This is a genomic window from Qipengyuania sp. JB2-7, assembly GCF_055693485.1.
The window spans coordinates 2,289,924-2,316,190 of record NZ_CM146335.1; the positions used below are offsets into that span (position 1 = coordinate 2,289,924).

Genomic DNA, 26,267 nt, shown 5'->3' on the forward strand with positions numbered 1-26,267 from the left:
ATGCCCCGCAAATACGCACTCAAACCTAATATTATTGTTGTTGCCAGCAATTGTCTCGCTTTGCAACGTAAGCCACAGATTCCGTTCAGCGTTCTTTAGGACATTGTAAAGGATAGGCAGTAAGAGAAGTTAAGACGCGCGGCCAGCCCCCGATCGCGCTTTAAAGTGCCCGGAGAGATGATGCATTTTGACGACCGCCTCGCCACCGTATTGCGCCACCGCGCAACCGGCGAGTTCGCGGTACGCACGCAGTATCGCCAGCTGCTTGACCTGCTCGGCGAGCCTCCACGAGGGCGCGATGAGAGCCTTGAGGCGGCCGCGTTTCTGAGGCTAGACGCCTTGGCAAACACGGTACCTTTGGAACACCGCACGCGCATAGTGGCTGAAGGTGGCACGCGCATTCGCAACCCGGCATTGGTTCAATATCTCGGTGAGGCGGAGCCGGACGTGGCCGCTGCCGCCCTCGCGAGAGCGAGCCTAAGCGGCGAGGATTGGTCGCGCATCATCCCAGCCCTGCCGATCCGCGCAAGAGGCTTCTTGCGACACCGTCAAAGCTTGCCCCGCGAAGCCACAGAGATACTTGATCGGCTGGGCGTTCAGGACCGCGTGTTGCCCAGTATTACAGCCGAGCAAGAAGTGCCCTCAGATCAGCCAGGCGAAACCCGAGAACCTGACGAACAAGCAGCCGTTTCATCTGACACTGTGACGGATAGCCCGGGCAACACCGTGCCAAGCTCAAGGGCCAAAGAAAGAACTGAAGAGAAACCCGGAATCCGCGAACTGGTGCAGCGCATTGAGGCCTTCAGCCGCGCCCGTGAGGTGCGCGACACGACCAACGATAATCCGGTCGAAGATGCCCCACTCCTGCCATTGGGAGAGAATGGTGGGAAATCGGGCCGTAAAACCATCATCGCTTTCAGTTTCCGTACCGATAGCAAGGGCCGCATCGATTGGGCTGATCCTGAAGTTGCGCCGATGGTTGTTGGCACCGTCTTAGGCCAGGATTTGCGCGCCGTTCCCGGCCTCGCACGCGCCATTCGCGATCGCCAGCCTGTCGGCAATGCCCTTGCAGAGCTCGATGGGGCAAGTGCTATTGCAGGCGCATGGGCCGTGGACGCCATGCCTCGCTTTCTGCCGGGAGACGGACGCTTCGCGGGCTTCATCGGGCGCTTTCGGCGGGTCACGGAGGACTCTGCGCAAGCCCGTGCCAAGGCAGAAGAGGATCGCGTTCGCCAATTGCTGCACGAACTGCGCACTCCGGTGAATGCTATTCAGGGGTTTGCCGAGGTCATTCAGCAGCAATTATTTGGCAACACTCCGCATGAGTATCGCGCGCTGGCCGCATCAATTGCAGGTGACAGTGCACGGATGCTGGCGGGTTTCGACGAACTAGACCGGCTGGTCCGGTTGGAGAGCAATTCGCAAGCGCCCGAAACCGGCCAATGCGATTTCTTCGAAATTGCCACGCGTCAGGTCAATCAACTGCAAACAGTGCTATCGCCGCGCGTCGCCCGTTTTGAGGCAGTTAGGCCGGCTGGTGCTGCTATTATACAGGTTTCGCAATCTGACGGCGAGATGCTGGCCTGGCGCATCTTGGGAGCGATTGCCTCAGGCATGAGTGCGGGAGAGGAAATCCCGTTGCTGCTGGACAATCAGGAAGGGCAGCTCGCAATGCGGGTCGCGCTTCCCGCCAATCTGAGCAAGGTCGACAACATCTTCTCGACCGAAAACCGCCTCAGCAACAACACGGTGAGTGCAGGCATATTTGGTACCGGGTTTGCGCTGCGGCTTGCTCGCGCAGAAGCCCGCGCAATGGGCGGCGATCTGGCGCGTGTGGATGAAAATCTGGCGCTTAACTTACCACTCTTGACCACCGCACAGAGCGAACCTAGCCCGGAACCGACGCCTGACCGCGCAACCGGCTGACGTTAGCTGGCGCGGCTACGGTCGTGTGGCAAAGTGGGGAAACAGTATTCGCGAGCCATCCATTCTGGATCTGCCGCCAGCGGGCAATATTGCGCGGTTTCAGCGAGGGGTTGGCCAGCGCGCGCTGCTGACTGTCGATACGGAGGAAGAGTTCGACTGGAGCGGCTCTTTCACGCGCGACGAATATAGCCTTAATCATGTATCCTATCTCGCCCGGTTCCAAGAATTTTGCGAAGGGATTGGGGTAAGCCCCGTCTATCTGGTCGACTGGCCCATCGCGAACTCACAGCAGGCGATCGAGATCATTGGCGAGGCAATCCGTAAAGGCACGGCAGAGATTGGTGTGCAACTGCATCCATGGGTCAACCCTCCGCATGAAGAAGACATCAGCGATTTCACGAGCTATGCTGGAAATTTGCCACCTCAGCTGGAGCGTGAGAAGTTTGCGCGGTTGTACGAAGCGATCTGCACCAATTTTGACACGCGCCCGCTCATCTATCGCGCGGGCCGATACGGGCTTGGGCATGCAACGAGAGCCATTCTGAAAGATCATGGGATAGCGATTGATACCTCGGTGCGCGCCGGCTTTGACTACCGCGATGGCCACGGTCCAGACTACACGCGGCACCCGCAAGCGCCGTATTGGATCGATCCAGATCATTCGCTGCTCGAATTGCCGCTGACCACGGTATTTTGGGGAATGTTGCGACGCCAGGGGCGGTTGCTGCAGCCAATGATCGACAAATTGCCACATATCGGCGGCATCGCAGCGCGGCTGGGATTGCTCGAACGGATTTCCCTAACGCCAGAGGGCGTCACGGTTGAGGAAGCGCTGCGGGCCATTGATATTGCGCTGGACGACGGCTTACCCATGCTTGTCCTCAGCTTTCACAGCCCGTCTTTGCGACCCGGGAACACCCCATATATCCGCACAGATTCGGATCTCGACAAGTTCTATGATTGGTGGCGATCGGTCTATGCGTATCTCGATCAACGAGGGGTCAAACCAACGACAGTCGCGGAAATTCTGGATTCTGTTCAAGATTAGCGAATATTCCACTCAGTAACGCTTGCCTCTTCAGCAAACCCACGCTACGCGCCTGCCCTCGCCATTGGCGTGTCCACTGTCGAATCGTTCGATTATTCGGTAGAGGGCCTGTAGCTCAGTTGGTTAGAGCTGGCCGCTCATAACGGCTAGGTCGCGGGTTCGAGTCCTGCCGGGCCCACCGAATGGGTGGACTGGCAGATACGGACACAAACTGAGTGGCGAAAAATCGGTCGGGGAGTGGCGCAGCCTGGTAGCGCACCTGTTTTGGGTACAGGGGGTCGCTGGTTCGAATCCAGTCTCCCCGACCAGATTTTCTTCGCAAGAGTGTGAGGAGCATTCTTGACCAATTCACCTCAGTCCAGAGCCATCGACACTCGTGTTATCTGGGCGATTGCCTTGCCCGCAATGGTTACCAATGTTGCGACCGCCCTGATCGGGCTCGGCGATATGTGGATAGTCGGGCAACTCAACAATGCAGCGACGCAGGGTGCGGTTGATGTGGGCGCGCGCCTGTTTGCGGTGCTCTTCACCGTGATGAACTTCCTGAAAACGGGGACCACTGGCCTCGTCGCGCAATCCGGCAAACGCGATGGCGCAAGTGAGCAGCATCGCGTGCTGTTGCGCGGTCTGACTGTGGGTCTGGGCATCGCGGCACTGTTACTCCTGCTGAAACCGGTACTTTTACCGCTCTTGCTAACAATGCTGGGCGCGGAGGAGACTGTCTTCAGTCAGGCGATGATATACGCGGAAATCCGCTATTGGTCGGCGCCCGCTGTGATGGCCAATCTGGCGCTCATTGGCTTTCTGGTGGGCCGACGGCAGATGCGCACTGTCCTGGTGATCGAGGTCGTCTACAATTTGCTAAATGTCGGGCTGGGCCTGTGGTTCGTTCTCGATCTCGATATGGGAATTGCCGGGATCGGCTGGTCGAGCCTGATTGCTGAAATCGCTAAGTTAGCCCTGATCGTGGTGGTGTTGGCAAAGGCTGGCGATTTGAGGGCACTCGTCACAAGCGCTGGCAAGTCAAACGTACTGCAATGGTCCGCCCTTGCACCATTTCTGTCGGTCAATCGCGATCTTTTCCTGCGGACGCTGGTATTGATGATAGTTCTTGCCACACTGACACGGCTATCCGCCGAGCGTGGCGAAATAGTGCTGGCGGCCAATGGCATCATCTATCAGCTGTTTGTGCTCACTGCCCTGCTGCTCGACGGGTTTGAGAATGCCGCGCAGGTTCTCAATGGTGAACGGTATGGCGCGCGCGACCGGGAAGGTTTCAAACGATACGTAAATGCAATCCTGCTGCGCGGAATGGCCATCGCGGCTATCGTCTCAGTCGCGTTTATCGTGGCCGCCGGTCCAATCCTCGATAGCTTTGCCGCCACGCCAGCGGTGGCCGAGATTGCGCGTGATAACGCGATCTGGCTCGCAATCATCCCGATCGCCGGGCTGGCAGGCTTCGTTTATGATGGCGTATTCGTCGGCGCGAGTTGGACGCGCAAACTGCTGATCTCCATGGGCGGAGCAACAGCCGTGTTTGCACTATCGCTGTGGCTCACATGGCCGCTAGGCAATGCAGGCCTATGGGGCAGCTTCGTTCTGTTCTTGGTCGCAAGAGCAGCGATCCAAGCGTTTATGATGCCAGGCCTGGTGAGGCGCAGCTTCTGACTTCAGAAATCTAGCGCGCTTGCTGTTTTGCCCACGCAAAAAAGTCTTTCTGGTTCTTTTTCAGCTTCTCAGTCGCCACGCGATATCCCTCCGGATCCTTGCTTATAGCGGAAAGCATCCAGTCCGCCTGATGCCGTGACAGCTCGTTCTGGATCTCGCGATGTCGAGCATTAAACGCAGAAAGGCGCTCGCGATCAGAAGACAAACTCGTGTCTTCCCGCGCCTGTGAACCAAGCCGGAGGAGTCCCATTGAGAAGCTGCTGCGAAGCCTTGTGAGTTCGCGAGCATCAATCTCATCACCCTGCAAAACGGCTCGCGAGAGCTTTGCCTGAACCTGTTCAAGCTCTTGAATTGCTGAAAGTAGGTTACCCGCCATCCTGAACCACCCTTGCTTCAGTCTGTTCGACCAAAAATTGTCCGGACAATTTCTTAAGCAGGTGAGCCTCTAATTTAAAGTAAATTTGGCGCAATAGAGCTGACTAAAAGAGCGCGGCAATCCAACCTCTATTCACCGGATTGAATGCTCGCCGGTTCATTCGCGAGTAAACCCACAACCTGCGTCCACACCGCAACATTTTGGCGCAGCTGAGCCTGGTCGATCTTATCGAGCGTATCGTCTGGCGTATGATGCAGGTCAAAATAGCGCGTACCATCCTGCTGCAAATCAATGATCGCCCCGCCCTGATCGCGAGAGATATTGAGGTCCGCGCCCCCACTTGCGACTATTGACGAGTTTGCAACGCCAAACCGCGCGACGGAATTCGCCAGTTTCATGTGTAAAGCTTCATTGGTGTCGCGAAAATTGCTCTCGAAACGCCAGATGCGGTCCGCACCGAAATCGCTTTCTATGCCGACACCAATGGGCTCATCAATATGCGCTTCAGAATATGCGCGGCTACCCCATAGGCCAGTTTCTTCTGCCCCTGCCATAAGCACCCTGATGGTGCGTAGCGGCTGGCCAGAGCGTGCCACATGGAGCGCCGCAGCAGCAACAATGCCGCACCCTGCCCCATCATCAAAAGCACCCGGCGCATTCCACCAGCTGTCGATATGACATGCGATCAAAATCGGAGGCAAGGATGAGTCACGCCCCACAATCTCGCCCACAACATTGCCGCTCATCGTCGTGCCCAGACGTTCTGGCGTTAGCGTCAATTTCAACATGATCGGACGTTTGCCGGCGCGATCAAACATCCTTTCAAGATTTTCGGCATCCGGCAACGGCAAAGCACCGGCAGGGATCGGGCTGACGCCCTCGGGAAATCCAGCTCCGCCCGTGTGGGGGTTGCGATGATAATCAGTACCGACAGATTTGATCACGGTGGCCACTGCGCCCTTCTGTGCAGCGATCCCCGATGCCACCCAACGCGTCGGCCCGGCAAAACCGTATTGCGAGCCGTCCTGCGTCGGCGTCATCGAATGCGAGATATAGGCGATTTTGCCATCAAGGCTCATAGCAGGGGCTGCGGCGAGCGCCGCGACGTTCTCAAATTCGACTACTTCGGCAGTAATCCCCTCAACGCCAGTCGACGCTGAATTGCCGAGCGGCTGGACCACCAGCGGTTGTGGGAATGGGCTCAGGACTTCTGCTTTGTGGAGATCACCGGGCACCCAGGTTTCCATCTCGAACGGCTCGTTCGCGACATTTTGAAAGCCGCGTGCCGTAAGCCATGCGATCGCCCAATCACGCGCCCTTGCCTCAGCCTCTGTGCCGGCCTGACGTGGCCCGACCTCTGTCGTGATCCCCTCAACAAAGTCCCAGGCTATGGTGTCCTTCTCAAGAGCTTCATCTGCGACTGTCGCGAGACGATCAGGGGCTTGTGCCAGTGAAGGAACTGAGAGTGAAAGCGCGGCCAGCGCGAAGAGAGGTTTTTGCATTCCTCCCTGCTAATGACCCCGCCAGGTTAAGTCTAGTATGCCTTCGTTTCTGCCAGAATCGCCTTGTTTGACCGGGCACCTGGAACCAAAGCACCTCGGCACTCTATCTTTCACGCTACACCAAAATCATGATGCCATCATCTGCGTCAACGCAGTTCAATTTGACGCGCAGAGGTGTTGATTATTTGGCTGTCACAACGGGTCGCAGTGGGATCACTTTATCAGCGTCCTCATCTTCAATGACACCATCAACAGAGACCCGGTTTCTGCCTGCATCCTTGGCGCGATACAGCGCGCTATCCGCCCGCTCAAACAATTGTGCGTAGCTTTCGCCAGAGCGGCATTCAGCAACACCAAAGCTCGCTGTAACCGGGACGGCATCTTCGCCAGAACGACCCTGAATGTTCTGAGTTGCTGCCCGAATGCGCTCAGCCAGACGTGCACCGCCATCCACGGGGCAGTTCCAAACGAGAAGGCAAAATTCCTCCCCGCCAACTCGCCCGACAATGTCAGACTGACGGACCTTGCCCTCCAGCAATTCGCCGAAGCTCTTAATCACGCGATCGCCTGAGGCATGCCCCCAAGTGTCATTGATCTTCTTGAAGTGATCGAGGTCACAAACAATCATTGTCACCGCGACGGATCCCGCATCAGCTTTGGCCAGCATTTCCTTGGCATGGCTTTCAAAAACACCGCGCGTATGCAGACCTGACAAGGCGTCGATCCCGGCCTTGTCACGCTCGCTCTCGATACTTTCAGAGATAACCGTGGCAGCCAGACAAAGAGCCATCGCAGTCAGCAAAGTTGCAAGCGCAAGCACATGAATCGCCGTCAGCAGCGCTGCCCCCTGTTCGCCTGCGCCAAAAATCAGCACAGAGAATTCGGTTATCAGCGGACGCACAAAGCCGAATGCGGCCAACAAAGAAGTGACCCAAATCAGCGCCCGGTCCGCCCAATGGGTGACACGCCAGTTCCACAGATTGTGAGCGATGAAGGCGAGCAGAAGCGCCGAATTCACATTCTGCGCCATTTTCACCGCATTGACCTGCCCAATCGAACTCCCGAGCCAAAGGAACACTGATGTCAGTGCAACGGTGAGTACGTACAGGCCCAGCGGAATTGTGCGATCATGGCGTTTGGCCAGTCCCCATATCAATACGAGAAGCCCAGCCATTGAGATCAGGTGATAGCTAACGATGCCCAGCGGGGGGATCGTTTTGCTGATCCAGATATTGACCGCCACACCAAGCGCAATCGATCCATAACAGGCAGCATAGGCAAGCACATACAATCGCTCGCGGCGATTCCACCACAACGCCAGAAACAGCGTCGCGAAAATCATGGCCATCGCGGGCACCATGAAGGAGAGGATCTGTGTCTGCATAGTTCTACCCTCCTTCTATAGCCCCAATCATATCAACGAGCGGTAAATGCTATTGTGCTGCCGCCGGTAAGTATTTGTGCCTAATGCCCCTGGCGCCCAATGACCGTGTATCCGCATTGGTCACAAAAGGTATGAGAATATCCTAACGCCGACCCCTAAAAAGGGTTCTCGCAACAAAGTTTTGCACTTCGCGCTGCAGCCACGCCGATATTTAACGTGTCCGCAGATTGGCGGATTATCGATCCGCGGCGGCGTGCTTCAACCCAAACAACTCCGGCATGGTTTCGGGCATAGGGCCGTCACGACCGCTTTTCTCGGCATTTTGAACCATGTTTCTTCCGCTTGATTTCGCTTGGTAAAGCGACGCATCCGCCCGTGCGAACAAGCGCTGATAGCTCTCTCCGGCACGCGCAGTGGCCACGCCAAAGCTCGCGGTCAGCCGGATATCCTCGCTCAGCGCGGGGTGCTCAAGACGCGTGAATGCCTGCCTTATCCGGTCCGCGAGACGTTCAGCAGCGTCGTTTTCACAATTCCATACCGCGATGCAGAACTCTTCGCCGCCGATCCGGCCAGCCGTGTCGCATCCCCGCACAGTCTGCTCAATCAATTCGCCAAATGCGGCAATCGCCTGATCGCCAGCCTGATGCCCCCAAATGTCGTTCACCTGCTTGAAGTTATCGATATCGGCCACCACAAGGCTGAGCGGTTGTCCTTCGTTCTGAGCGCGCTGTATCAGGCCCCGCATCGTATCTTCAAACGCGCCCCGGTTTCGTAAGCCTGTCAGGGAATCACGCTCTCCACTTTCACGAACCGCAGTCATCCATTCCATGATAGAGGACCCGATCAGCACGATCGCAGTGGTGACGCCCTTCACACTGAGGGCAAGGCCAATCAAGGAATAGTAGATCGAATCGCGATAGACCGCCGTTGGTATCGAGTGCTCGAACAGCAAAGTGAGTGTCGGTCTGACGAAGAAGTCGGCGGCCTGAAAAGCCATGATCGCGATAATCGCGACGTCAATCAGTTCTCTTTTTCGTGAGGCGAGAAGGGTCGTCAAACCCATCGCAAACATCACGCCATAGCCCATATTGATGATGATCAACCGGGATGAGACATCATCTGACAGATTAACCGCGACCGCCAAAGTCAGTGCGCTGATCAGGTAAACTGCGGCGTAACTCCACAGGCTGATCCTTTGACCAGCCCTGTCGCAAACAGACGCGACCATGATCGTCGAGCCGAGACTGTAGAACGCCTGCGTTGCATGAAAGACGTAAGTCGCCTCGGCAGGCGCGAAATGCGTGATCAGAAACCCAACCGCAGACAAAGCATAGGCAATAGCAAAGCCGAGCACGTGCCGTTGCAGGCGCCCAACGCGCCATAGCACCGCGAATGTCGCTGCAAAAAACAGCGCCATCAGAGGCGTCACCAACCCTAAGATTTGCGTTTGCATTGACCCGTTTAGCTCCCGTCCAACCGGGCTAAGCAGATAAGGTTAAGGTCACCTTTAGGAGAAGCGCGTGGTCGGCAAATTATTTGGCGATTGCACGCACCTTTCCATCACTGTTCTTTCACTGCAGAGTCACCTTGCCCCGGCGCGCTTGCACGCCTATCTGAGCGCGCAAAGACACCACACACATTCTCGATCTGAAGGAACTGCCCTAATGGCTGCGCAATACGCATATGTCATGAAGAACATGACCAAGACATTTCCCGGTGCGCCAAAACCGGTCCTCAGCAATATCAACCTGCAATTCTATCAGGGCGCGAAGATCGGTATCGTTGGCCCCAACGGCGCAGGCAAGTCGACGTTGATCAAGATCATGGCAGGCATCGATACCGACATCACTGGCGAGGCGTGGCCGGGCGAAAACATCACGGTCGGCTATCTGCCGCAAGAGCCGCAGCTTGATGAAAGCAAAACCGTGCTCGAAAACGTCAAGGATGGCGCCCGCGAAGTCGCCGACAAGGTCGACCGCTTTAACGAGATCACCGGACTGATGGGCGACCCCGATCGCGATGATTTCGACGATCTGATGACCGAGATGGGCACGTTGCAGGAAGAGATTGATGCGGTGGACGGCTGGACGCTCGACAACCAGCTGGAAATCGCGATGGAGGCGCTGCGCTGCCCTCCGTCAGACATGGGCGTGGAAAGCCTGTCCGGTGGTGAGAAACGCCGCGTCGCCCTCACCCGTCTGTTGATCCAGAAGCCATCGATCCTGCTGCTGGACGAGCCAACCAACCATCTTGATGCGGAAAGCGTCAACTGGCTGGAAAACCACCTGAAAGAGTATGCGGGGGCCGTGCTGATGATTACGCACGATCGCTATTTCCTCGACAACGTGGTGGAGTGGATTCTCGAGCTGGATCGCGGGTCATATTATCCATACGAGGGGAATTACTCGACCTATCTCGACAAGAAGGCCAAGCGGCTGGCGCAGGAAGACCGCGAGGAATCCGGTCGCCAGAAAGCGCTCAGCGAAGAGCTCGACTGGATCAGGCAGAACCCCAAGGGTCGCCAGACCAAGTCCAAGGCGCGCCTGCGCAAGTTTGAGCAGCTGCAGGACGCGCAGAATGACCGCAAGCCAGGCAAGGCGCAGATCGTTATTCAGGTGCCCGAACGGCTCGGCTCCAAGGTTATCGAGGCCAAGGGTCTGAGCAAGGCATTTGGCGACAAGCTGCTGTTCGAAAACCTCGATTTCACGCTGCCACCAGGCGGCATTGTCGGTATTATCGGCCCCAACGGCGCGGGCAAATCAACGCTGTTTAAAATGATCACCGGTCAGGAAGAACCCGATAGCGGCTCCATCAGCATCGGCGACACGGTGCATCTGGGCTATGTCGATCAAAGCCGTGATGACCTGACCGCGAGCAATAATGTGTGGGAGGAAATCTCCGACGGGCTCGATTACATGCAGGTCAATGGTCACGACATGTCGACCCGCGCCTATGTCGGCGCGTTCAATTTCAAAGGCAGCGACCAACAGAAAAATGTCGGCAAGCTGTCGGGCGGTGAGCGCAACCGCGTGCACATGGCCAAGATGCTGAAACAAGGCGGCAATGTACTGCTGCTGGATGAGCCGACCAACGACCTTGATGTGGAGACGCTGCGCGCGCTGGAAGACGCGATTGAGAACTTCGCTGGCTGCGCCGTGGTGATCTCGCACGACCGCTTTTTCCTGGATCGCCTCGCGACGCATATCTTGGCGTTTGAAGGCAACTCACATGTCGAATGGTTTGAAGGTAACTTCGAGGCTTACGAGGAAGATAAACGTCGCCGTCTGGGCGATGCCGCAGATCGGCCTACACGGTTGGCTTATAAGAAATTGACGCGGTGAGTGGTTCTCTATGAAGACTCTTGACCTAACCACTCTTGGAGCAATCTTGTCGTCCGTAGAGTCCGTGTCTTTCGATGAGTATCTCTATCTTCCTCAACACGGCATTTGGTCTACCAACTCACCTGCGATTGCGCTGAAGAGCGAAGAAGTGCCCCCCGAAGAGGAAGATCAACCAGATGCTGGTGTACCAAAATTCGCCAAAAAGAATGGCCTGCGCCAAACCCTTGAGGGAGCAGCTGTTCTAAGTATTATTGAGAACGCCATGATGCAGAAACCGATGGCGACAGTCGACGATCTTTTCGACGCATTTGAATACTACTGGCAGAACGACGCGTTTATCGTTCTTGAATAGCTTAGCCTTCCTTACTTTCGTCATTCCCGCGAAGGCGGGAATCCAGGATGGAACTGTGCGACATCGCTTTCTGGACTCCCGCATGCGCGGGAGTGACGGATAGATTGAGCTCGGTGTGCTGTAGATAAGAAACACCGTCATTCCCGCGTAGGCGGGAATCCAGTCTGAGCGAGCACGAGACCACCTTCTGGACTCCCGCCTGCGCGGGAGTGACGAAGGAAGAGCGGAAGGGACTATGAACCTTAAGAAAGCGGCTCAAACCCAAAGTCCTCCGCCAGATCGCGCCAATCAGGATTGGCCTCTTCGATCAGACGAATCTTCCAAGCGCGGTTCCATTTTTTCAGCCGCTTCTCACAAACGATGGCCGACTCCATTTCCTCGTGTGGCTCAAACCAGACGAGCCGTCTCACATCGTATCGCTTCGAAAAACCTTCGAATGTACCTTCGCGATGCTGATCTATCCGGGCAACCAAGTCGGACGTGACGCCGATGTAGAGCGTTCCATTGCGGGCCGATGCGAGAATATAGACGCAGGGCTGGCGTTCAAATGTCATAAGTATCGCTTACTGGATCCCCGCCTTCGCGGGAATGACGAAATCTGTTAGGTCAGCGCTCATGCCCTCCTCATCCTTTGACCGCACTGTTTCCGAATGGCTTGAGGCTGAGGGGATTGTCGAGATCTGCGTCTTTGGCCTCACCCGGTGACATTGCTGACACGGCCCACGTGCGCGAGTTGTTGATCGCCGCCGCTAAAGACGAACGCGCGGTTTCCTATTCCGAAATGCTGGGCATGCTCGGCCATCGCTTTACCCGGCCCAAGATGCGCGCGCTGTGCAAGACGCTGGACGCGATCGACGCAGACGGCGCGGCAGCGGGCGAACCTGAACTCGCAGTGCTGGTCGTGCGCGAAAGCGACCGACTACCCGGCCAAGGCTGGTGGGTCGGCGTTGCGGAGCGGCATGGCTACACAGGCAATTGGGAAGGTGCACAGGCCGCCAAACTCGTCCGCAAGGTCCAGCAGGCAGCCTTCGATTATTGGCGCGTCAAAGACAGCTAACCCAATTTTCCTACTGCCACCTGCGGCGCTAAGTCGCGCGACATGGAAAACCGCGCCGCATCCTCAAAACCCCATGAATCCAGGCCCGTTGCATGTACTGTTTTGAGCAGCGTGGGAGAAGGCCGGATTTCTTACTCTGGACCGTGTTCCATGTGTTCCATCGTGACGGGGTTACCGCGGCGCAATCCAACACCTGCGCGCTATGGCTTATGGCGAGACCCACCGTCCCGCCCAGCCGTCACCATCGCGGCTAAACTGAGCCCTGCGATGCCCGGTATGCGCGAGAGTGAACCAGTCCAGCTCCTCCAACTCGACCATCAGGATGGCAAAGTTCTCTCGCCCCGAAACGACCTGTTCCTCGGTTGGCTCAACCCCTTCAAACTCGGTTGGCAGGCCGCTGGTCGGCTCGTCAGAGGCGGCACCCGGTCCCTCCCCCATATAACAGCGCCGCGCGAAGTTGGTGCTCTCGGCCCAAGCCGCATCAGCCGCTGGCGTATCCGTCTCAATCCGGGCCGTGCCGCGTACGCGGATCTGAACCTTCTGCGGTTTGTCATAGAACAGCACGCCGACGGGCGCGCCATCCCCGATCACGCCGCATTTGGGCGCGCGCGCATCAGTGTGGAAACGCAGAGTCCAGTATTCAGGGTCAAACCGGCGCATTACCATCACCCGCGCATCCGCATCAGCCGTCGCGACAACCGGCGACTGCATGGGCGATTTGCGATCCTTGCACGCGCGCGAAAGGCGCCCCGATACATCGCGCAGGATACCTTCAAAACTCTCAGACATGCGGCCCTCAACGCGGCAAAGCGCCGGCAAAGTCAAGTGTCCTCCGCCTCCAGAATGGGCGTTCAGTAAATGCGTCGCGAACATGAACAGAAGCCGTAATGACTGGTTAAGGTTCGCGTCAGGCCATCTGCTATATACCACATTTCATCGATACAGAATGTGTCGGCGTCGCAGGTGGTGGAGCGGCTTTCAACAGTTAGGAGAGACGCTCCATGTCTTCTGCACAACACTCAATAGCAAACCTCTCGTTTGCAGATTTCCTGAAAGGAAGCGCGCTCAGCGCATTGGCTGTTGCCTTGGCTTTCGCTCTGCCTGCTTCTGAGGCGGAAGCTGCCGAGGCTGAACAGCGTTTCGAACAGCGCCAGGATCGCCAACAGGCGCGCCAGGAACGGCGTAGCGAGCGCCGTGACACGCGCCGCGGTAACCGCACTGAGCGGCGCGAGACGCGTCAGGGCAATCGTGGTGAGCGCCGACAGGTCCGCCAGGAACGCCGTGGCTCTATACGCGATGGTCAGCGGCAACGCGAACAGGTTCGGGCAGAGAATCGCCGCGAGCAAGCTCGCCGTGGCAATGGCGATCGCAGTGCACGCAGCGGTGCACGTTATATGCCGCAATATCAGGAACGTCGCGCTGATCGTCGCCAGGAAAGGCGCGATACGCGGCAGGATCGCAGAGCGGGCAATCGCGACGCACGTCAGAACCGGCGCGCAGAACGGCGTGATGTTCGCGGTACGCAGTGGCGGGAGAACCGCCGTAACTACCGGGATGGACGCCGCGACGGGTATCGTGATGGTCGCCGGGCTGATCGTCGTCGGGATTATCGTGACAACCGTCGGGCCTATCGTGATGGCAGGCGCGATGGATATCGTGACAGTAGTCGTCGCAAGGGTTACCGGGATGGCCGCAATTATCGCGATGGTCATCGTTATGGCAATCACCGCAAGTGGAACCGCCGGGCGTGGCGCAAGCACAACCGCTATAACTGGCATCGCCACCGGTTTAACAACCGCAGCATCTTCCGACTGGGACGGTATTATGCGCCCTATCGCGACTATCGCTATCGCCGGTTGAGCATCGGGTTCTACCTCGACAACCTGTTCTTCTCGTCGCGGTATTACATCAATGACCCATGGCGGTATCGTCTGCCAGAGGTCTATGGCCCCTATCGCTGGGTCCGCTATTATGACGATGTAGTTCTGGTGGATATCTATAGCGGCGAAGTGGTCGACGTCATTCACGACTTCTTCTGGTGATGTAGATCAACCCGAACAATCAGCCCCCGCCACCCGATCAAGGTTGGCGGGGGTTTCGTTTGCGATGAAGAGCGACCCGCAATCTTGCGAAGCTGATCCGCGCTGGTAACACTCGGCCCATGGCGAAGACGAAGACAATACCGGATCAAGATGCCCTAAAGCGGGTTGGCGCGTCGGTGCGCAAACGGCTTGAAAACGACAGCGCGATTTACAAGGTTCCGACAGAGAAGGCGGAGATTTTCGCTGTCGGCGACTTTCTCTCTGCCGATGAATGCCAGCGCCTGATCGCAATGATTGATATGGTCGCAACGCCTAGCACACTGCATGAGCAGGCTTATGAAGACGGGTTCCGGACATCCTATTCCGGCAATTTTGATCCCGCTGATCCATTTGTGTTGGCAATCTCCCGCCGGATTGATGACCTTTTGGGGCTGAACTCGATGACTGGCGAAACCATTCAGGGCCAGCGTTATCAGCCAGGGCAGCAATTCAAGGCCCACAATGACTGGTTCTATGTTGATCAACCCTATTGGCAACAGGAGCGAAAGCGTGGCGGCCAGCGGTGCTGGACCGCAATGGCTTTTCTCAACGAGGTTGAAGAGGGTGGGCACACACATTTTGCGAATGTTGGCGCGTCGATTGAGCCCAAACCCGGCGTATTGCTGGTCTGGAACAATGCCAAACCTGACGGCATACCAAATATCGACACGCTGCATGCCGGCATGCCAGTGGTGCGTGGCTCAAAGTATGTGATCACCAAATGGTACCGGACGCGGGCGTGGAAGTAGGAGTCTTTTTCCTAGCGCGCTAGCCCTCCACCCTTCCGCCCGGAGCCTACCGGGATATCATCCGGGCGGAAGGGTGGAGGGTGCGGGTGGCTAGGCCATTATCGAGAAAGTGCCTCAGCAATCAACTTGCGACTGTTCGCGATACCATAAAGCGCGATAAAGCTGCCCATGCGCGGTCCCTGATCTGACCCGAGCAATGTCTGATACAGCGCCTTGAACCAGTCGCGCAGATTCTCGAACCCGAACGTCTCGTCCTTTCCGATCTCGTAGACGATTGTCTGGATGTCTTCAGCTGGCGTAGCTGGATCCATGGCTGCGAGCGCTTCGTCGAGCTTGCGCAATGCCGCCGCCTCGCGATCATCGGGCGGGCGCTTGTTCAGCGTCGGCACGATGTAGTCGCGCGTATAGGCGACCGCTGATGCGATAAGCCGATCCAGCTCTGGCCCGCGCTTCACATCACCCAGATATGTATCAAGATATTCCGCCAGATTGGCTTCTGTCGCCTCCGCGCCCAGCACGCTCGCAAGGTTGAGTAGCAGGCCATATGTCACCGGTAGAGTATCACCTGCTCCCAGCGCTTCGCCTACGTTTTCCCCCTCTGGCCAACCGCCATTCGCACGGAGCAAATGCCACACGGGGTTGCCGAGTTGCTTATCCAGCGGCTGCCCCGCTATCCGCTCACGAAATTGCCAATAGTCATCAACCGCACGCGGTATCACGCCAACATGCAACTGTTTCGCGCTTTTCGGATTGGGGAAAATGTAAAAGCCCAGGCTCTCTTCACTGCCATAGGTCAGCCATTCCTCAATCGTCAGGCCATTACCCTTCGATTTGGAAATCTTCTCCCCATTGGCATCAAGGAACAGCTCGTAAATCAGCCCCTCCGGCTTGCGGCCACCAAGCACTTTGGCAATCTTGCCTGACTGTATGCCGGTATCGGTGAGATCTTTGCCATACATTTCATAGTCGACGCCCAGCGCGACCCAGCGCATTGCGAAATCAACTTTCCATTGCAGCTTGGCCATACCGCCCAGCGCGGATTGCTCGATCACGGTGCCGTCTTCGTCAGTGAAGCGGATCGTGCCTGCATCGGCATCGACCACCTCAACCGGCACTTGCAACACATGGCCGGTTGATGGGCTGATCGGCATGATCGGCGAGTACGTCGCCGCACGTTCCGCCCGCAAAGTCGGCAGCATGATGTCGAGAATCGCCTGATTGTTGCGCAACACATTCTTCAGCGCATCATCGAATGCGCCGGAGTTATAGCGATCACTCGCGGCAACAAATTCATATTGAAACCCGAATCTATCGAGAAACTCGCGCAGCATCGCATTGTTATGCGCAGCAAAACTCTCATACTTTTCAAACGGATCAGGAATACGCGAAAGCGGCTTATGCAGACTTTCCGTCAGCAGCGCCTGATTGGGCAGATTATCAGGAACTTTGCGCAGGCCATCCATATCATCGCTGAAAGCGACGAGCCGCGTCTTGCCGTCCTCTGGTCGTGCCCCAATCAACGCCTCAAACGCGCGGCGCACAAAGGTGGTGCGCAACACCTCTTGAAACGTGCCAATATGTGGCAAACCTGACGGACCGTATCCCGTTTCAAACAGGATCGGTGAGCCATCAGGCTTTGTGCCGCTGGGATACCGTTTGAGCAGTCGCTGTGCCTCCTGAAAAGGCCAGGCTTTGGAATCTTTCGCGGCGTCCATCAGATCTTGCATACTCATAGCGCTAGCCCTTCGCTCAAGGCGTATGGGGTTGCAAGCGCGAATTGTCGCTGTGCTTGGCGCTATGGTTTGTCCGGAGAGCTCTCTTCGATCGTCACCCGGCAATGATCTATCAGCAAATTTTGCCCGGTTCCCGCCACTGGTCGAGTATCTCTTGCAAACCAGATAGGTCAGGCTAAGCTGCCGCCATGCGTCCCCCGCGCCATCCCATTTTTCTGAGCATGCTCTTGTGCTCAATCCTGTTGCGCGTGGCTTTGGGTGCGCCCTGTTGCCTACCGGGTTCTACGCACATGTCTGCTGGTGATCAGGTGGGACACGCAGAACACCAAGAGCACGCGCTGCACAATATGGCACATCATGAGCCTGAAAAGATGGCGTCCAGCAACCCGCATGAGGGCCATGGCGAAGATAACACGGCAAATCCGTGCTGTTCTGCATGCGGGCCGACATTGCCATCCAGTGATGTGGTTTTCGCCGCGCGTGCCGCTCCGCAAGCGGACTACACAGCGCAGCGTCTGCGCGATCTGGCTGCACCGGCACCTCCACCTGCTTACGAAGCAACAGGGCCACCGCTCCACGTCTGATTCCAACACAATCAGTTCTACGGAGAATACAGATGAAATACGCTTCTAAAGCGGTACGTTCTGGCTGCTTGCGCGCTCGCGGGCGTGCAATCCCCTGCACTTGCGGATCCCAAAAACGGTGAAGGAGAACACAGCATCAACTCACTCGACCATGCGCCCATTGGGGTCATGGGCGATCACCGCCATGCGAAGGGCGAATGGATGATCAGTTATCGCTTCATGCATATGGACATGGGCGGTGTGCAGATCGGCACCGATGATGTTGCACCAGAAACCGTGGTAACAACTATTCCAAACCGGTTTTTCGGTGTGCCGATGCAGCCGCCGACCTTGCGCATCGTCCCCACCTCCATGCGGATGAACATGCATATGGCGGGTGTGATGTACGGCGTTTCTGATCGCGTGACCGTGATGGCGATGGCCAATTACGTGACCAAGGAAATGGATCACATCACTTTCCGAGGCGGCATGGGCACCGATCAGCTGGGCACTTTCCGCACCAGTCCCGCTGGCTTTGGCGACACCAAGTTGGCGGCGCTGATCGGACTGACGGATAGTGTGCATATCAATGCAGGTGTATCGATCCCGACCGGTTCAACCACCGAGACAGATGATATCCTGACACCGATGGGCGGGAATCCGACAGTTCGGTTGCCCTACCCCATGCAGTTGGGCAGCGGTACGTGGGATCTGGAACCGGGCATCACCTGGCGCGGCAATACCGACACTCTTGGCTGGGGTGCACAGGTGAAAGGGACTGTGCGACTTGGCGACAACGACCAGGGATATTCCTATGGCAATCGCGCCATGGCGACCGCGTGGCTCGGCTATGCCCTGACACCCGGCGTGTCCGTTTCAGGGCGTCTGCAGGCCGAGACGATCGGTACCGAATTGACGGGATTGACCCGATGATCGCAGGCCCTGTGCAAACTGCCAATCCAGACTTTCATGGCGGTGAGCATGTGACCGCCTTTGCTGGGGTAAACTTCGCCGCAACGGGCGGCCCACTGAAAGGCTGGCGGCTTGGCATTGAGGGCGGCATCCCGATGGTTCAGGATTTGAACGGGCCGCAAATGCCCAGTGATTGGTCATTGACCGTAGGCGTGCAAAAAGCGTTCTAAAAAGATCATGTAAGGAGGCGGGGCACAGCGCCGCTCCGCCTCTCAATCGCTAACAAGCATGTTTGCGGATCAAGCCCGGTATCAAGAACGCGTCTGCGAGTATCCAGAGCATCCAACCAGCGAGAACGCACAGCCCTACTGGAGGATAAATCCAAGTCACCAGCAGCCCGCCGAAAAACAGGCTCACCTGATAAATCGCGGACTCCTTTGCACCAATGTAGAACCTGTGCATAGATATCTGGCCAAGAATAAACCACCATAAGTACGCCATGGCCATGCTGCGCCGGGGCTGGCCGTTCTGATATTGAAATGTCTCGTGCAGATTTTGAACCGCTTGTCTTGATCGCTCATTTGCTTCGCGATCTGCATAGTCTTGGCCGTCAGTTGCGCTTTGACGCGCCCGCTCCTGTGCCAGAAACGCATCGCGTTTGCGCTGCATTTCGTCTGCTTCAGCGCTGCTGGCATGAACTTGCACATCGCCAAACCTACGTGTTTGTGGTCGGGCTGCCTCGCCCGATCCCAACCCCTTGCGTCCAAATGTCATTAATACCCCCTTTGCTCCTTCTTGCTCCTTCGCGAAAAAGTAAGCTGTATATCCTAAGAAGATGTTGAACATTGTTCGCGCACTCAGCTGCCTTGTTTACTTTTCGTTCCGCCTCCCGCATCGATACGGACGTGACCGAAACGGACATTGTCCCCCTGCCCTTGCCCGCTTTGCATGCCAGCCATGCTGGTACATGGCTGCGCGATACGCCGAGAGAGAGTGGCACACCGACGCGCGGCGTTTCCAAGGGCGAGGCGGTGATGGCAGCGGCGGATACACCGCTGTTGATCCTCAATGCGCCACTCGTCGCCAGTCGACTTGGCTACCCCGATCTGTCTGGGCTCGACCTGCTGGAACTCTTCGCCTTTATCCATCCGGCAAGGTTCTGCGTGCCTACGCCAAAGGGGCTGGCGGCGGCGCTCGATCTGGACGAGCCTGAAAGCGATGATGCCATACCTGCTATGCTGCAAATGGCGGGGGCGCGGCTTGTTGCAAAGTGTGAGAGCCAGGACTGGTCAGAGCGGGAGGGCGCTTGGAGCGCATTGCAATCCCTCACCAAGCTACGCTGGCCCTGGGCGCAGCTGCTGTCGGCCCATATCAAACGCCCGGAGCGTGCCGAGAAGTGGCTGTTCAGTCGCCTGCCCGAATGGGAGGAGACGCCCGAACGGCCACAACCTGCACAAGTGACCCTGCCAGAACCCGCGATCGAGACACATCTGGAACGGCTCACCGGCGAAGGTGCGGAGCGGCGCGATGGCCAACGCGATTATGCGAAGGCAGCAGGCAGCGTGTTCGCCCCCGATCGGGAGACAAGCGCCCACATGTCCTGCTCGCACAGGCCGGGACCGGGGTCGGCAAAACGCTCGGCTATCTGGCGCCGGCGTCGCTTTGGGCGGAACAATCGGGCGGCACGGTTTGGGTCAGCACCTATACCAAGAATCTTCAGCGCCAATTGCGGCAGGAAAGCTCGCGCGCATGGGCAGATCGGCGTGCAGACGGCACGCGCCCCGTTGTCGTACGCAAGGGTCGCGAAAACTATCTCTGCCTGCTCAATCTTGAAGACGCGTTGCAAGGCGGTTTCAATGGGCGGCCTGCAATACTGGCACAGCTGGTTGCGCGTTGGGCGGCATACTCGCGCGATGGCGATATGATTGGCGGCGATCTGCCTGGCTGGCTTGGCACCTTATTCCGCAAGCGCGGGATTGCGGCGCTCACCGATCAGCGCGGTGAGTGCGTCTATGCCGGGTGCCCGCATTACAAGAAGTGCTTTATCGAGCGTTCGGCCCGCGCCAGCGCGCAGGCTGATCTGGTGATTGCTAATCACGCGCTGGTGATGGTCAATGCTGCGAGAGGGCGCGACCATGCACAACGCCCCACCCGCATCATCTTTGATGAGGGGCATCACGTTTTTGATGCCGCGGATTCGACCTTTGCCGCTGCACTTACGGGCCAAGAAACGATTGAGCTGCGCCGCTGGATCATCGGGCCAGAACGCAACAGCAGAGGCCGCCGCAGGGGTCTCGCGGCACGGCTCGCAGACGTTGCCAGCTATGATTCAGACGGCGGCGACGCGGTTGAGGCAGCTGTGGAGGCAGCACATGCCCTGCCATCAGACGGATGGATCGGGCGGCTGGCGGAAGGTGAACCTTCGGGGCCGCTCGAGGCGCTGCTCGCACAGGTGCGCACCGCAACCTATGCCCGCGATGAGAGCGGCGCTCAAGACGCAGGCTATGGTATCGAGACGGAGGCGGCACAGCTTCCCGGTGAGCTGGTCGAAGCCGCCAGCGAAGCAGCGGACGCTCTCGCGGCAATCCGCCAACCTCTGATGAAGTTGGGCGCGCGGCTCGAGGGTGTGATCGAGGATGCGCCCGACTGGCTTGATGCGCAAGGCCGCGCCCGCATAGAGGGCGCGCGCCACTCGCTTGCATGGCGGATTGATTTGCTAGCCGCTTGGGAGGCCTTGCTCGCAAGGCTTGGTGGCCCCGCCGATCCCGAATTTGTGGACTGGCTCGCGGTCGACCGAAATGATGCGCGAGAGTTTGACATTGGCATTCATCGACACTGGCTCGACCCGATGAAGCCGTTTGCCCATGTCGTACTGGAGCCGGCGCACGGCGTGATGCTGACCAGTGCGACCCTGACGGACAAGGACGAAGGTGGCGCGGATTGGGACAGCGCCATCACCAAGAGCGGTGCGCCGCATATCGAGCTAATGCCAAAAACCGCTTTTGCGGAGAGTCCGTTTGATTATGCCAATCGGGCTGAGGTTCTGATTGTCACAGACATAAAGCGCGGTGATATTGCCGGTCTTGCAGGAGCCTATGCACGCCTGATTGAAGCGACTGATGGCGGCCTATTGGGCCTGTTCACCGCCATTCGTCGGATGCGCGCCGTCCATGGCAGGATAGCCGACCGGCTCGCCCGTGCAGGCCTGCCACTATACGCTCAGCATGTGGACCCGATCGACACGGGCACTCTGACTGATATCTTCCGCGATGACCCGCGCGCCAGCCTGCTCGGCACAGATGCCTTGCGTGATGGAGTCGATGTGCCGGGGCAATCGCTACGTTGCGTTGTGATGGAAAGCGTGCCTTGGCCACGCCCCAATATTCTGCACCGTGCGCGCCGGGCCGCCGCCGCTGACTTGCCGGGCGGGGCAAAGCTTTATGATGACCGAATGATCCGGGCGCGGCTGGCTCAGGCCTTTGGGCGTCTGATCCGCATGCGCGATGATGCTGGCCACTTCGTGGTCCTCTCTTCCGCCTTCCCAAGCAGGCTGCTCTCTGCCTTTCCTGACGGCACTCCAGTGCATCGCCTGACTCTTGACGAAGCGCTGTTGCGTGTCGGCCAAGGTGCTGGTGTTTCGCAGGACGTAATTGGCGATACGCAGACAGATGCAGCGCAAGCAACGCAATGATCGAATCAATCCTCACCATGATCAGACTGATCGCAGCGGGAGCAAACTCGCTGTTTCTTATACTGCTGCTGGCGGGCAACGTCCCTGGATCGCTCAAATTCCCCCTGGCTGGCTTGATGTCTTGATGTTGCAACACCGTCAGCAGAAAGGGGTGCTGGACAGATGACGTTCGGCACCCCATTTTGTTACCTGTGTGTTACGAAGGAATCTTATGAAGCGTCTGGGCCTCTTGCGTCATGCCAAATCCGATTGGGGTGAGAGCGACAAGCGCGATTTTGATCGCGGCCTGAATGATCGCGGTCGGCGTGGTTCGAAAGTCATCGGCGACCACATTCGCAAGCACGGGCAGAAGTGGGATCGGTTGATCGCAAGCCCAGCTGAGCGCGTGAAGCTGACGCTGGAGCAAGGTCTGCCAGAAATGGATGCCGCTTGGGATCGGCGGCTCTACCTCGCATCGGCAGATACTATCATGGATGTCTTGCGCGAATGCGATAACGATGCAGAATCAGTTCTGATCGCCGGGCACAATCCCGGCCTTGGCGATATGGTTTTGGAAATGGTGTCGCCGCTAAATGAGAACAAGGCTTTTGACGAAGCGAAGGTGAAATTTCCAACCGCTGCGTTCGCAGTTTTCGAGCTAGACATCGACGACTGGGCCGAACTCAAATCGAGCAATGGCACCTTAATGCACTTTATGCGCCCTCGCGATTTGGATCCTGAGCTGGGGCCTGAATACTGATTTAACTTTGTAAGATGCGCGGACCAGGGCCCTCTTCAGCGGCTTCGTCCATCGGGTTATAGAGTGCGCATTTCTTGAGGCTCAAACAGCCGCAACCGATGCAGCCATCAAGATTATCCCGCATGCGTTCAAGCTGCGCGATCTGAGCGTCCAGTTCCTTGCGGATCGTCCGACTGATCTTGGACCAATCGCGCGCCGTAGGCGTTCGCTCGTTCGGCAAGCTGGCAAGCGCCTCCTCAATCTCCCCCAATGACAGCCCCAGCTGCTGAGCTATCAAAATGAAGCTCAGCCTGCGAATATCCGATCGAGGAAAGCGTCGTTGATTGCCCGCCGTCCGCCAAGCCTCAACCAAGCCCTTTTCCTCGTAAAAACGGATTGCAGACACGGATAGCCCGGTCCTGCGCGCAAGTTCGCCAATCGGCAGAAGATCACCAGCTTTCATGATTCGGCTCTCTAACGAAGAAAGCCCTTGATCTCAAGTTAGCTTGAGGTTTCATAAGACTGTGCATCCGAGTCGCGCCAACTATTCTGGAGCGCCAAACATGGAGCACACACAATGCTAAAGGGCCAAATTGAACACGCTAATCTGTCAGTCACTAACCCAGAACGTAGTGCACAATTATTCAGGCACTTGCTTGGCTGGAAAGAGCGCTGGCGCGGTCCGAGCCAAAAATATGGCTGGAGCCTACATGTCGGTGCCCCCGGGAATGGTTCGACCTATCTAGCGCTGTACACAGGTGAGCATGTCAAAGGTGATTTTGCAAAAGGCCACCCACTCAACCACGTCGGGTTGCTTGTTGATGATCTCAGTGCCGCACAGGAGATCGTGAAACAACACGGCCTCAAACCGTTCGGCCATGATGATTACGAGCCGGGCGAGCGATTTTACTTCTTCGACTGGGACGGCATTGAGTTTGAAGTGGTTAGCTATGCGAATGGCACCGCCGGAGACGCGGCATGAATGAGCCGATGCTGCGTGAGCCCATATTTGGCGATCTGTTCCGACACTGGAGGCGCTCCAAAGTGAAGGAAGCTACGCATTCCCCACCACAAAACAGGCCGCCGCGACCAGTGCGCCGGTCAGCCGGTTAGATCGGAACCGCGCAAGTGGATTGCCCGGGTCGTCCGGGTCCAGCGTTGCAACTTGCCACGCCAGGTGCGCTGCCGCAGGGATCAGAGCGAGCAAGGCAACCCAATCGTCCCGATACAGCCATAACGCCACCGCCCACAGCGTAATCGCAGCGCCGTAACACAATGTCACGCCCGCGTTGACGTGCGAACCCATGCGCAACGCAGATGAGCGGATGCCAACCAGCGCATCATCCTCGCGATCCTGCAACGCATAAATCGTGTCATAACCGATCACCCAAAGCGCCGCACCTGCATACATCGCTGCCAGCGCATCCCAATTGTCCGCCCGCAGCTGCGTCCAACCGACCAGCAAACCCCACGTAAACACCATTCCCAGCCACGCCTGCGGCCACCAAGTAATCCGTTTCATGAAAGGGTATGCTGCCACGAGCGCAAGGCTTGCAAGCGCAACGATCTGCGCCATTGGCCGCAATTGCAGTAGGACGATCAAGCCGATGAGGCACAGCGCTATGAGCCAGACCCATGCGAGCTTTTTGGATACGCGGCCACTCGCGATGGGTCTAGAAGCCGTGCGGGCGACCTGCCGATCAAGGTCCGCATCGACGATATCATTATAGACACAGCCCGCGCCGCGCATCGCTATACTGCCGAGCAGCAGCCATGAGAGTAGCGCCCATTGCCACCCTGCCCCGGCCAGCCAGACACCCCAAACGCAGGGCCAGAATAGCAGCCACCAGCCAATCGGACGATCAAGTCGCGCCAATTGTGCCAAGTCGCGCGGCATTTGGGGTAGGCGCGCAACAATACCGCGATGCTGGCTATCGGGTACGATAGTTTCGGGTGCGGATGTCTCGCTCATTCCTCTGCCACCCGCCATCCATGCCAGCAAAGCGCGATCATGATCGTGTTGCCGACGAAATCCAGCAGGCCAACCTTGGTGAGCACCGGCACAACAAAATAGAAATAATAATTGAACACGAAAAACGGCAGCAAGACGATCCCGTATGCGAGAAAAGTCAGCCGCGTGAACCGCGCGGTAAATGCAACCAATGCAAAAAGGCACGCCTGCGCGCCGAAACAGGCCATGGCAAAAACACTCAGAAAATCCTCGCTCTGATAGGCAGGCCGGATCGCCAGATCGATCACCGATTGCGGGGCTAACAGCGCCCAACCGCCCAGAATGGCAAATACGGTGCCAATCAAATATTGCGTTACGCGTGCGCTCATACTTGCTCCCTAACGCTGCCAACGCCTAGGGGAAAGGGATGAGCTCTGGTCCTCGCCCGAAAACTCCGAACTGGCCCCCCAAAAGTGCGCCGCGCCTGTTTGTTGAGCACGCAATTGCAAACGGTGAGCAACTGCAAATCTCAGGAAATCAGGCGCACTACCTTAACAAAGTCATGCGGATCACACCCGGCGATGTTGTCATCATTTGCGACAATGTCACTGGCGAATGGGCGTGTACTGTCAGCGAGGTGAGCAAACGCGAAGTTCTGCTCGAAGCAACCGAGATGCTACGGTCGCGTGAGGAGGTGCCCGATTTATGGCTTTGCCCGGCCCTGCTAAAGAAAGACCGGTTTGATGTTGTGCTCGAAAAGGCGACCGAACTGGGGGTGCGATCAATACAGCCCATAGTCATGCGGCGCTGCGTTGCGGATAAACTCAATCTTGACCGCGCGCATACCCTCACGATTGAGGCCGCTGAGCAGTGCGCACGCACCGCCCTGCCCCAAGTCAATGAACCGCAAAAGCTCGAAACGTTGCTGCACAATTGGCCCGAAGACCGCGTCCTGTTTTTTGCTGACGAGGCACGCGATGCGGATCCTGCGGCGACGGCGTTCGCCTCGCGCACAGGCCCAGCTGCACTTTTGATCGGGCCGGAAGGCGGTTTCGACGATGCGGAACGTGACAAATTGCTCGCTCACCCCCAAGTGAAACCAATCACGCTGGGGCCAAGAATATTGAGAGGCGAGACCGCCGCGATTGCAGCGACGGCCCTGTGGATGGGCTCGAATGGGGACTGGGTGAATGCAGAATAAGTCTTCACAATGCG

At 57.5% G+C, this 26,267-nt stretch carries 25 protein-coding genes, 2 tRNA genes and 1 pseudogene; 17 read left to right on the forward strand and 11 right to left on the reverse strand.

Translation table 11 applies throughout. The annotated features are described in order from the left end of the window. Positions 1-177: 177 nt before the first annotated feature. The 5 genes from ACZ1GM_RS11490 (at position 178) to ACZ1GM_RS11510 (ending at position 4,642) form a co-directional block, all read left to right on the forward strand. Positions 178-1,926: a sensor histidine kinase gene (locus ACZ1GM_RS11490; RefSeq protein ID WP_472676572.1), complete on the forward strand. Its 1,749-nt coding sequence runs from the start codon at positions 178-180 to the stop codon at positions 1,924-1,926. Between the two features lie 25 nt (positions 1,927-1,951). Beyond that, positions 1,952-2,974 (forward strand): polysaccharide deacetylase family protein, encoded by a 1,023-nt coding sequence (locus tag ACZ1GM_RS11495; protein WP_472676573.1) that lies wholly within the window; start codon positions 1,952-1,954, stop codon positions 2,972-2,974. Between the two features lie 104 nt (positions 2,975-3,078). Continuing rightward, positions 3,079-3,152: transfer RNA gene (locus ACZ1GM_RS11500), tRNA-Ile, on the forward strand. A 53-nt stretch (positions 3,153-3,205) separates the two neighbouring features. After that, positions 3,206-3,282, forward strand: a tRNA-Pro gene (locus ACZ1GM_RS11505). A gap of 31 nt (positions 3,283-3,313) precedes the next feature. Continuing rightward, the gene (locus ACZ1GM_RS11510; RefSeq protein ID WP_472676574.1) at positions 3,314-4,642 is read left to right on the forward strand and encodes an MATE family efflux transporter; all 1,329 of its coding nucleotides are present in this window, start codon (positions 3,314-3,316) and stop codon (positions 4,640-4,642) included. Between the two features lie 10 nt (positions 4,643-4,652). On the opposite strand, the gene ACZ1GM_RS11515 is transcribed toward ACZ1GM_RS11510, so the two are convergent. The 4 genes from ACZ1GM_RS11515 to ACZ1GM_RS11530 all read right to left on the reverse strand — a co-directional run bounded on the left by ACZ1GM_RS11515 (position 4,653) and on the right by ACZ1GM_RS11530 (position 9,357). Then, positions 4,653-5,018: a hypothetical protein gene (locus tag ACZ1GM_RS11515; RefSeq protein ID WP_472676575.1), complete on the reverse strand. Its 366-nt coding sequence runs from the start codon at positions 5,016-5,018 to the stop codon at positions 4,653-4,655. Positions 5,019-5,146: 128 nt separating this feature from the next. Next, on the reverse strand, positions 5,147-6,520 hold the full coding sequence (locus tag ACZ1GM_RS11520) for a M20/M25/M40 family metallo-hydrolase (RefSeq protein ID WP_472676576.1): 1,374 nt from the start codon (positions 6,518-6,520) through the stop codon (positions 5,147-5,149). 181 nt (positions 6,521-6,701) lie between these two features. Further along, positions 6,702-7,904: a GGDEF domain-containing protein gene (locus ACZ1GM_RS11525; RefSeq protein WP_472676577.1), complete on the reverse strand. Its 1,203-nt coding sequence runs from the start codon at positions 7,902-7,904 to the stop codon at positions 6,702-6,704. Positions 7,905-8,139: 235 nt separating this feature from the next. After that, complete coding sequence (locus ACZ1GM_RS11530) at positions 8,140-9,357, reverse strand: GGDEF domain-containing protein (RefSeq protein WP_472676578.1); 1,218 nt, start codon at positions 9,355-9,357, stop codon at positions 8,140-8,142. 211 nt (positions 9,358-9,568) lie between these two features. On the opposite strand from ACZ1GM_RS11530, the gene ettA reads away from it, so the two are divergent. Both ettA and ACZ1GM_RS11540 read left to right on the forward strand, forming a co-directional pair. Next, the gene (ettA, locus tag ACZ1GM_RS11535; RefSeq protein WP_472676579.1) at positions 9,569-11,245 is read left to right on the forward strand and encodes an energy-dependent translational throttle protein EttA; all 1,677 of its coding nucleotides are present in this window, start codon (positions 9,569-9,571) and stop codon (positions 11,243-11,245) included. A gap of 10 nt (positions 11,246-11,255) precedes the next feature. Further along, positions 11,256-11,597, forward strand: a complete 342-nt coding sequence (locus ACZ1GM_RS11540; protein WP_472676580.1) for a DUF7716 domain-containing protein — start codon at positions 11,256-11,258, stop codon at positions 11,595-11,597. Positions 11,598-11,839: 242 nt separating this feature from the next. On the opposite strand, the gene ACZ1GM_RS11545 is transcribed toward ACZ1GM_RS11540, so the two are convergent. Then, positions 11,840-12,151 (reverse strand): GIY-YIG nuclease family protein, encoded by a 312-nt coding sequence (locus ACZ1GM_RS11545; RefSeq protein ID WP_472676581.1) that lies wholly within the window; start codon positions 12,149-12,151, stop codon positions 11,840-11,842. Between the two features lie 116 nt (positions 12,152-12,267). On the opposite strand from ACZ1GM_RS11545, the gene ACZ1GM_RS11550 reads away from it, so the two are divergent. Beyond that, a complete protein-coding gene (locus ACZ1GM_RS11550; RefSeq protein WP_472676582.1) occupies positions 12,268-12,654 on the forward strand; it encodes a ribose-phosphate pyrophosphokinase in 387 nt (128 codons plus the stop codon). A gap of 207 nt (positions 12,655-12,861) precedes the next feature. Here ACZ1GM_RS11550 and ACZ1GM_RS11555 read toward each other — a convergent pair whose 3' ends face one another. Beyond that, a complete protein-coding gene (locus ACZ1GM_RS11555) occupies positions 12,862-13,443 on the reverse strand; it encodes a flavin-binding protein (RefSeq protein WP_472676583.1) in 582 nt (193 codons plus the stop codon). Between the two features lie 212 nt (positions 13,444-13,655). On the opposite strand from ACZ1GM_RS11555, the gene ACZ1GM_RS11560 reads away from it, so the two are divergent. Continuing rightward, on the forward strand, positions 13,656-14,696 hold the full coding sequence (locus tag ACZ1GM_RS11560) for an RcnB family protein (RefSeq protein WP_472676584.1): 1,041 nt from the start codon (positions 13,656-13,658) through the stop codon (positions 14,694-14,696). Positions 14,697-14,815: 119 nt separating this feature from the next. Next, positions 14,816-15,484, forward strand: coding sequence for a prolyl hydroxylase family protein (locus ACZ1GM_RS11565; RefSeq protein ID WP_472676585.1), 669 nt, complete (start codon positions 14,816-14,818; stop codon positions 15,482-15,484). Between the two features lie 98 nt (positions 15,485-15,582). On the opposite strand, the gene ACZ1GM_RS11570 is transcribed toward ACZ1GM_RS11565, so the two are convergent. Continuing rightward, positions 15,583-17,217: a lysine--tRNA ligase gene (locus ACZ1GM_RS11570; protein ID WP_472676586.1), complete on the reverse strand. Its 1,635-nt coding sequence runs from the start codon at positions 17,215-17,217 to the stop codon at positions 15,583-15,585. A 347-nt stretch (positions 17,218-17,564) separates the two neighbouring features. Here ACZ1GM_RS11570 and ACZ1GM_RS11575 point away from each other — a divergent pair, with 347 nt between their 5' ends. From ACZ1GM_RS11575 to ACZ1GM_RS11585, 3 genes are all read left to right on the forward strand, one after another. Then, a complete protein-coding gene (locus tag ACZ1GM_RS11575; RefSeq protein ID WP_472676587.1) occupies positions 17,565-17,801 on the forward strand; it encodes a hypothetical protein in 237 nt (78 codons plus the stop codon). 84 nt (positions 17,802-17,885) lie between these two features. Beyond that, positions 17,886-18,713, forward strand: coding sequence for a transporter family protein (locus tag ACZ1GM_RS11580; RefSeq protein ID WP_472676588.1), 828 nt, complete (start codon positions 17,886-17,888; stop codon positions 18,711-18,713). Further along, on the forward strand, positions 18,710-18,922 hold the full coding sequence (locus ACZ1GM_RS11585; protein ID WP_472676589.1) for a hypothetical protein: 213 nt from the start codon (positions 18,710-18,712) through the stop codon (positions 18,920-18,922). The genes ACZ1GM_RS11580 and ACZ1GM_RS11585 overlap by 4 nt, the downstream gene beginning before the upstream one ends. 49 nt (positions 18,923-18,971) lie before the next feature. On the opposite strand, the gene ACZ1GM_RS11590 is transcribed toward ACZ1GM_RS11585, so the two are convergent. Further along, complete coding sequence (locus tag ACZ1GM_RS11590; protein WP_472676590.1) at positions 18,972-19,466, reverse strand: TM2 domain-containing protein; 495 nt, start codon at positions 19,464-19,466, stop codon at positions 18,972-18,974. A 146-nt stretch (positions 19,467-19,612) separates the two neighbouring features. Between ACZ1GM_RS11590 and ACZ1GM_RS11595 the strand changes: the two are divergent. Next, positions 19,613-22,383, forward strand: a pseudogene (locus ACZ1GM_RS11595) (ATP-dependent DNA helicase). Between the two features lie 211 nt (positions 22,384-22,594). After that, on the forward strand, positions 22,595-23,122 hold the full coding sequence (locus ACZ1GM_RS11600; protein WP_472676591.1) for a SixA phosphatase family protein: 528 nt from the start codon (positions 22,595-22,597) through the stop codon (positions 23,120-23,122). Position 23,123: 1 nt separating this feature from the next. On the opposite strand, the gene soxR is transcribed toward ACZ1GM_RS11600, so the two are convergent. Continuing rightward, a complete protein-coding gene (gene soxR / locus ACZ1GM_RS11605; protein ID WP_472676592.1) occupies positions 23,124-23,564 on the reverse strand; it encodes a redox-sensitive transcriptional activator SoxR in 441 nt (146 codons plus the stop codon). A 114-nt stretch (positions 23,565-23,678) separates the two neighbouring features. On the opposite strand from soxR, the gene ACZ1GM_RS11610 reads away from it, so the two are divergent. Continuing rightward, entirely contained in the window at positions 23,679-24,083 is a 405-nt protein-coding gene (locus tag ACZ1GM_RS11610) for a VOC family protein (RefSeq protein WP_472676593.1), read from the forward strand. A 72-nt stretch (positions 24,084-24,155) separates the two neighbouring features. Here ACZ1GM_RS11610 and ubiA read toward each other — a convergent pair whose 3' ends face one another. After that, entirely contained in the window at positions 24,156-25,073 is a 918-nt protein-coding gene (gene ubiA, locus ACZ1GM_RS11615; protein ID WP_472676594.1) for a 4-hydroxybenzoate octaprenyltransferase, read from the reverse strand. Next, positions 25,070-25,441, reverse strand: a complete 372-nt coding sequence (locus tag ACZ1GM_RS11620) for a hypothetical protein (RefSeq protein ID WP_472676595.1) — start codon at positions 25,439-25,441, stop codon at positions 25,070-25,072. Before ACZ1GM_RS11620 ends, ubiA begins: the two co-directional genes overlap by 4 nt. Before the next feature lie 38 nt (positions 25,442-25,479). On the opposite strand from ACZ1GM_RS11620, the gene ACZ1GM_RS11625 reads away from it, so the two are divergent. Further along, positions 25,480-26,253 carry a 16S rRNA (uracil(1498)-N(3))-methyltransferase gene (locus ACZ1GM_RS11625; protein WP_472676596.1) on the forward strand — a complete coding sequence of 258 codons (774 nt, stop codon included), beginning with the start codon at positions 25,480-25,482 and terminating at the stop codon, positions 26,251-26,253. Positions 26,254-26,267: the final 14 nt, after the last annotated feature.

Coding starts and splice junctions, on each gene's coding strand:
- ACZ1GM_RS11490 (WP_472676572.1), top strand. CDS start 178: ATGATGCATTTTGACGACCGCCTCGCCACCGTATTGCGCCACCGCGCA.
- ACZ1GM_RS11515 (WP_472676575.1), bottom strand. CDS start 5,018: ATGGCGGGTAACCTACTTTCAGCAATTCAAGAGCTTGAACAGGTTCAG.
- ACZ1GM_RS11520 (WP_472676576.1), bottom strand. CDS start 6,520: ATGCAAAAACCTCTCTTCGCGCTGGCCGCGCTTTCACTCTCAGTTCCT.
- ACZ1GM_RS11525 (WP_472676577.1), bottom strand. CDS start 7,904: ATGCAGACACAGATCCTCTCCTTCATGGTGCCCGCGATGGCCATGATT.
- ACZ1GM_RS11530 (WP_472676578.1), bottom strand. CDS start 9,357: ATGCAAACGCAAATCTTAGGGTTGGTGACGCCTCTGATGGCGCTGTTT.
- ettA (WP_472676579.1), top strand. CDS start 9,569: ATGGCTGCGCAATACGCATATGTCATGAAGAACATGACCAAGACATTT.
- ACZ1GM_RS11540 (WP_472676580.1), top strand. CDS start 11,256: ATGAAGACTCTTGACCTAACCACTCTTGGAGCAATCTTGTCGTCCGTA.
- ACZ1GM_RS11545 (WP_472676581.1), bottom strand. CDS start 12,151: ATGACATTTGAACGCCAGCCCTGCGTCTATATTCTCGCATCGGCCCGC.
- ACZ1GM_RS11555 (WP_472676583.1), bottom strand. CDS start 13,443: ATGTCTGAGAGTTTTGAAGGTATCCTGCGCGATGTATCGGGGCGCCTT.
- ACZ1GM_RS11560 (WP_472676584.1), top strand. CDS start 13,656: ATGTCTTCTGCACAACACTCAATAGCAAACCTCTCGTTTGCAGATTTC.
- ACZ1GM_RS11565 (WP_472676585.1), top strand. CDS start 14,816: ATGGCGAAGACGAAGACAATACCGGATCAAGATGCCCTAAAGCGGGTT.
- ACZ1GM_RS11570 (WP_472676586.1), bottom strand. CDS start 17,217: ATGAGTATGCAAGATCTGATGGACGCCGCGAAAGATTCCAAAGCCTGG.
- ACZ1GM_RS11575 (WP_472676587.1), top strand. CDS start 17,565: ATGGCACATCATGAGCCTGAAAAGATGGCGTCCAGCAACCCGCATGAG.
- ACZ1GM_RS11585 (WP_472676589.1), top strand. CDS start 18,710: ATGATCGCAGGCCCTGTGCAAACTGCCAATCCAGACTTTCATGGCGGT.
- ACZ1GM_RS11590 (WP_472676590.1), bottom strand. CDS start 19,466: ATGACATTTGGACGCAAGGGGTTGGGATCGGGCGAGGCAGCCCGACCA.
- ACZ1GM_RS11600 (WP_472676591.1), top strand. CDS start 22,595: ATGAAGCGTCTGGGCCTCTTGCGTCATGCCAAATCCGATTGGGGTGAG.
- soxR (WP_472676592.1), bottom strand. CDS start 23,564: ATGAAAGCTGGTGATCTTCTGCCGATTGGCGAACTTGCGCGCAGGACC.
- ACZ1GM_RS11610 (WP_472676593.1), top strand. CDS start 23,679: ATGCTAAAGGGCCAAATTGAACACGCTAATCTGTCAGTCACTAACCCA.
- ubiA (WP_472676594.1), bottom strand. CDS start 25,073: ATGAGCGAGACATCCGCACCCGAAACTATCGTACCCGATAGCCAGCAT.
- ACZ1GM_RS11620 (WP_472676595.1), bottom strand. CDS start 25,441: ATGAGCGCACGCGTAACGCAATATTTGATTGGCACCGTATTTGCCATT.
- ACZ1GM_RS11625 (WP_472676596.1), top strand. CDS start 25,480: ATGAGCTCTGGTCCTCGCCCGAAAACTCCGAACTGGCCCCCCAAAAGT.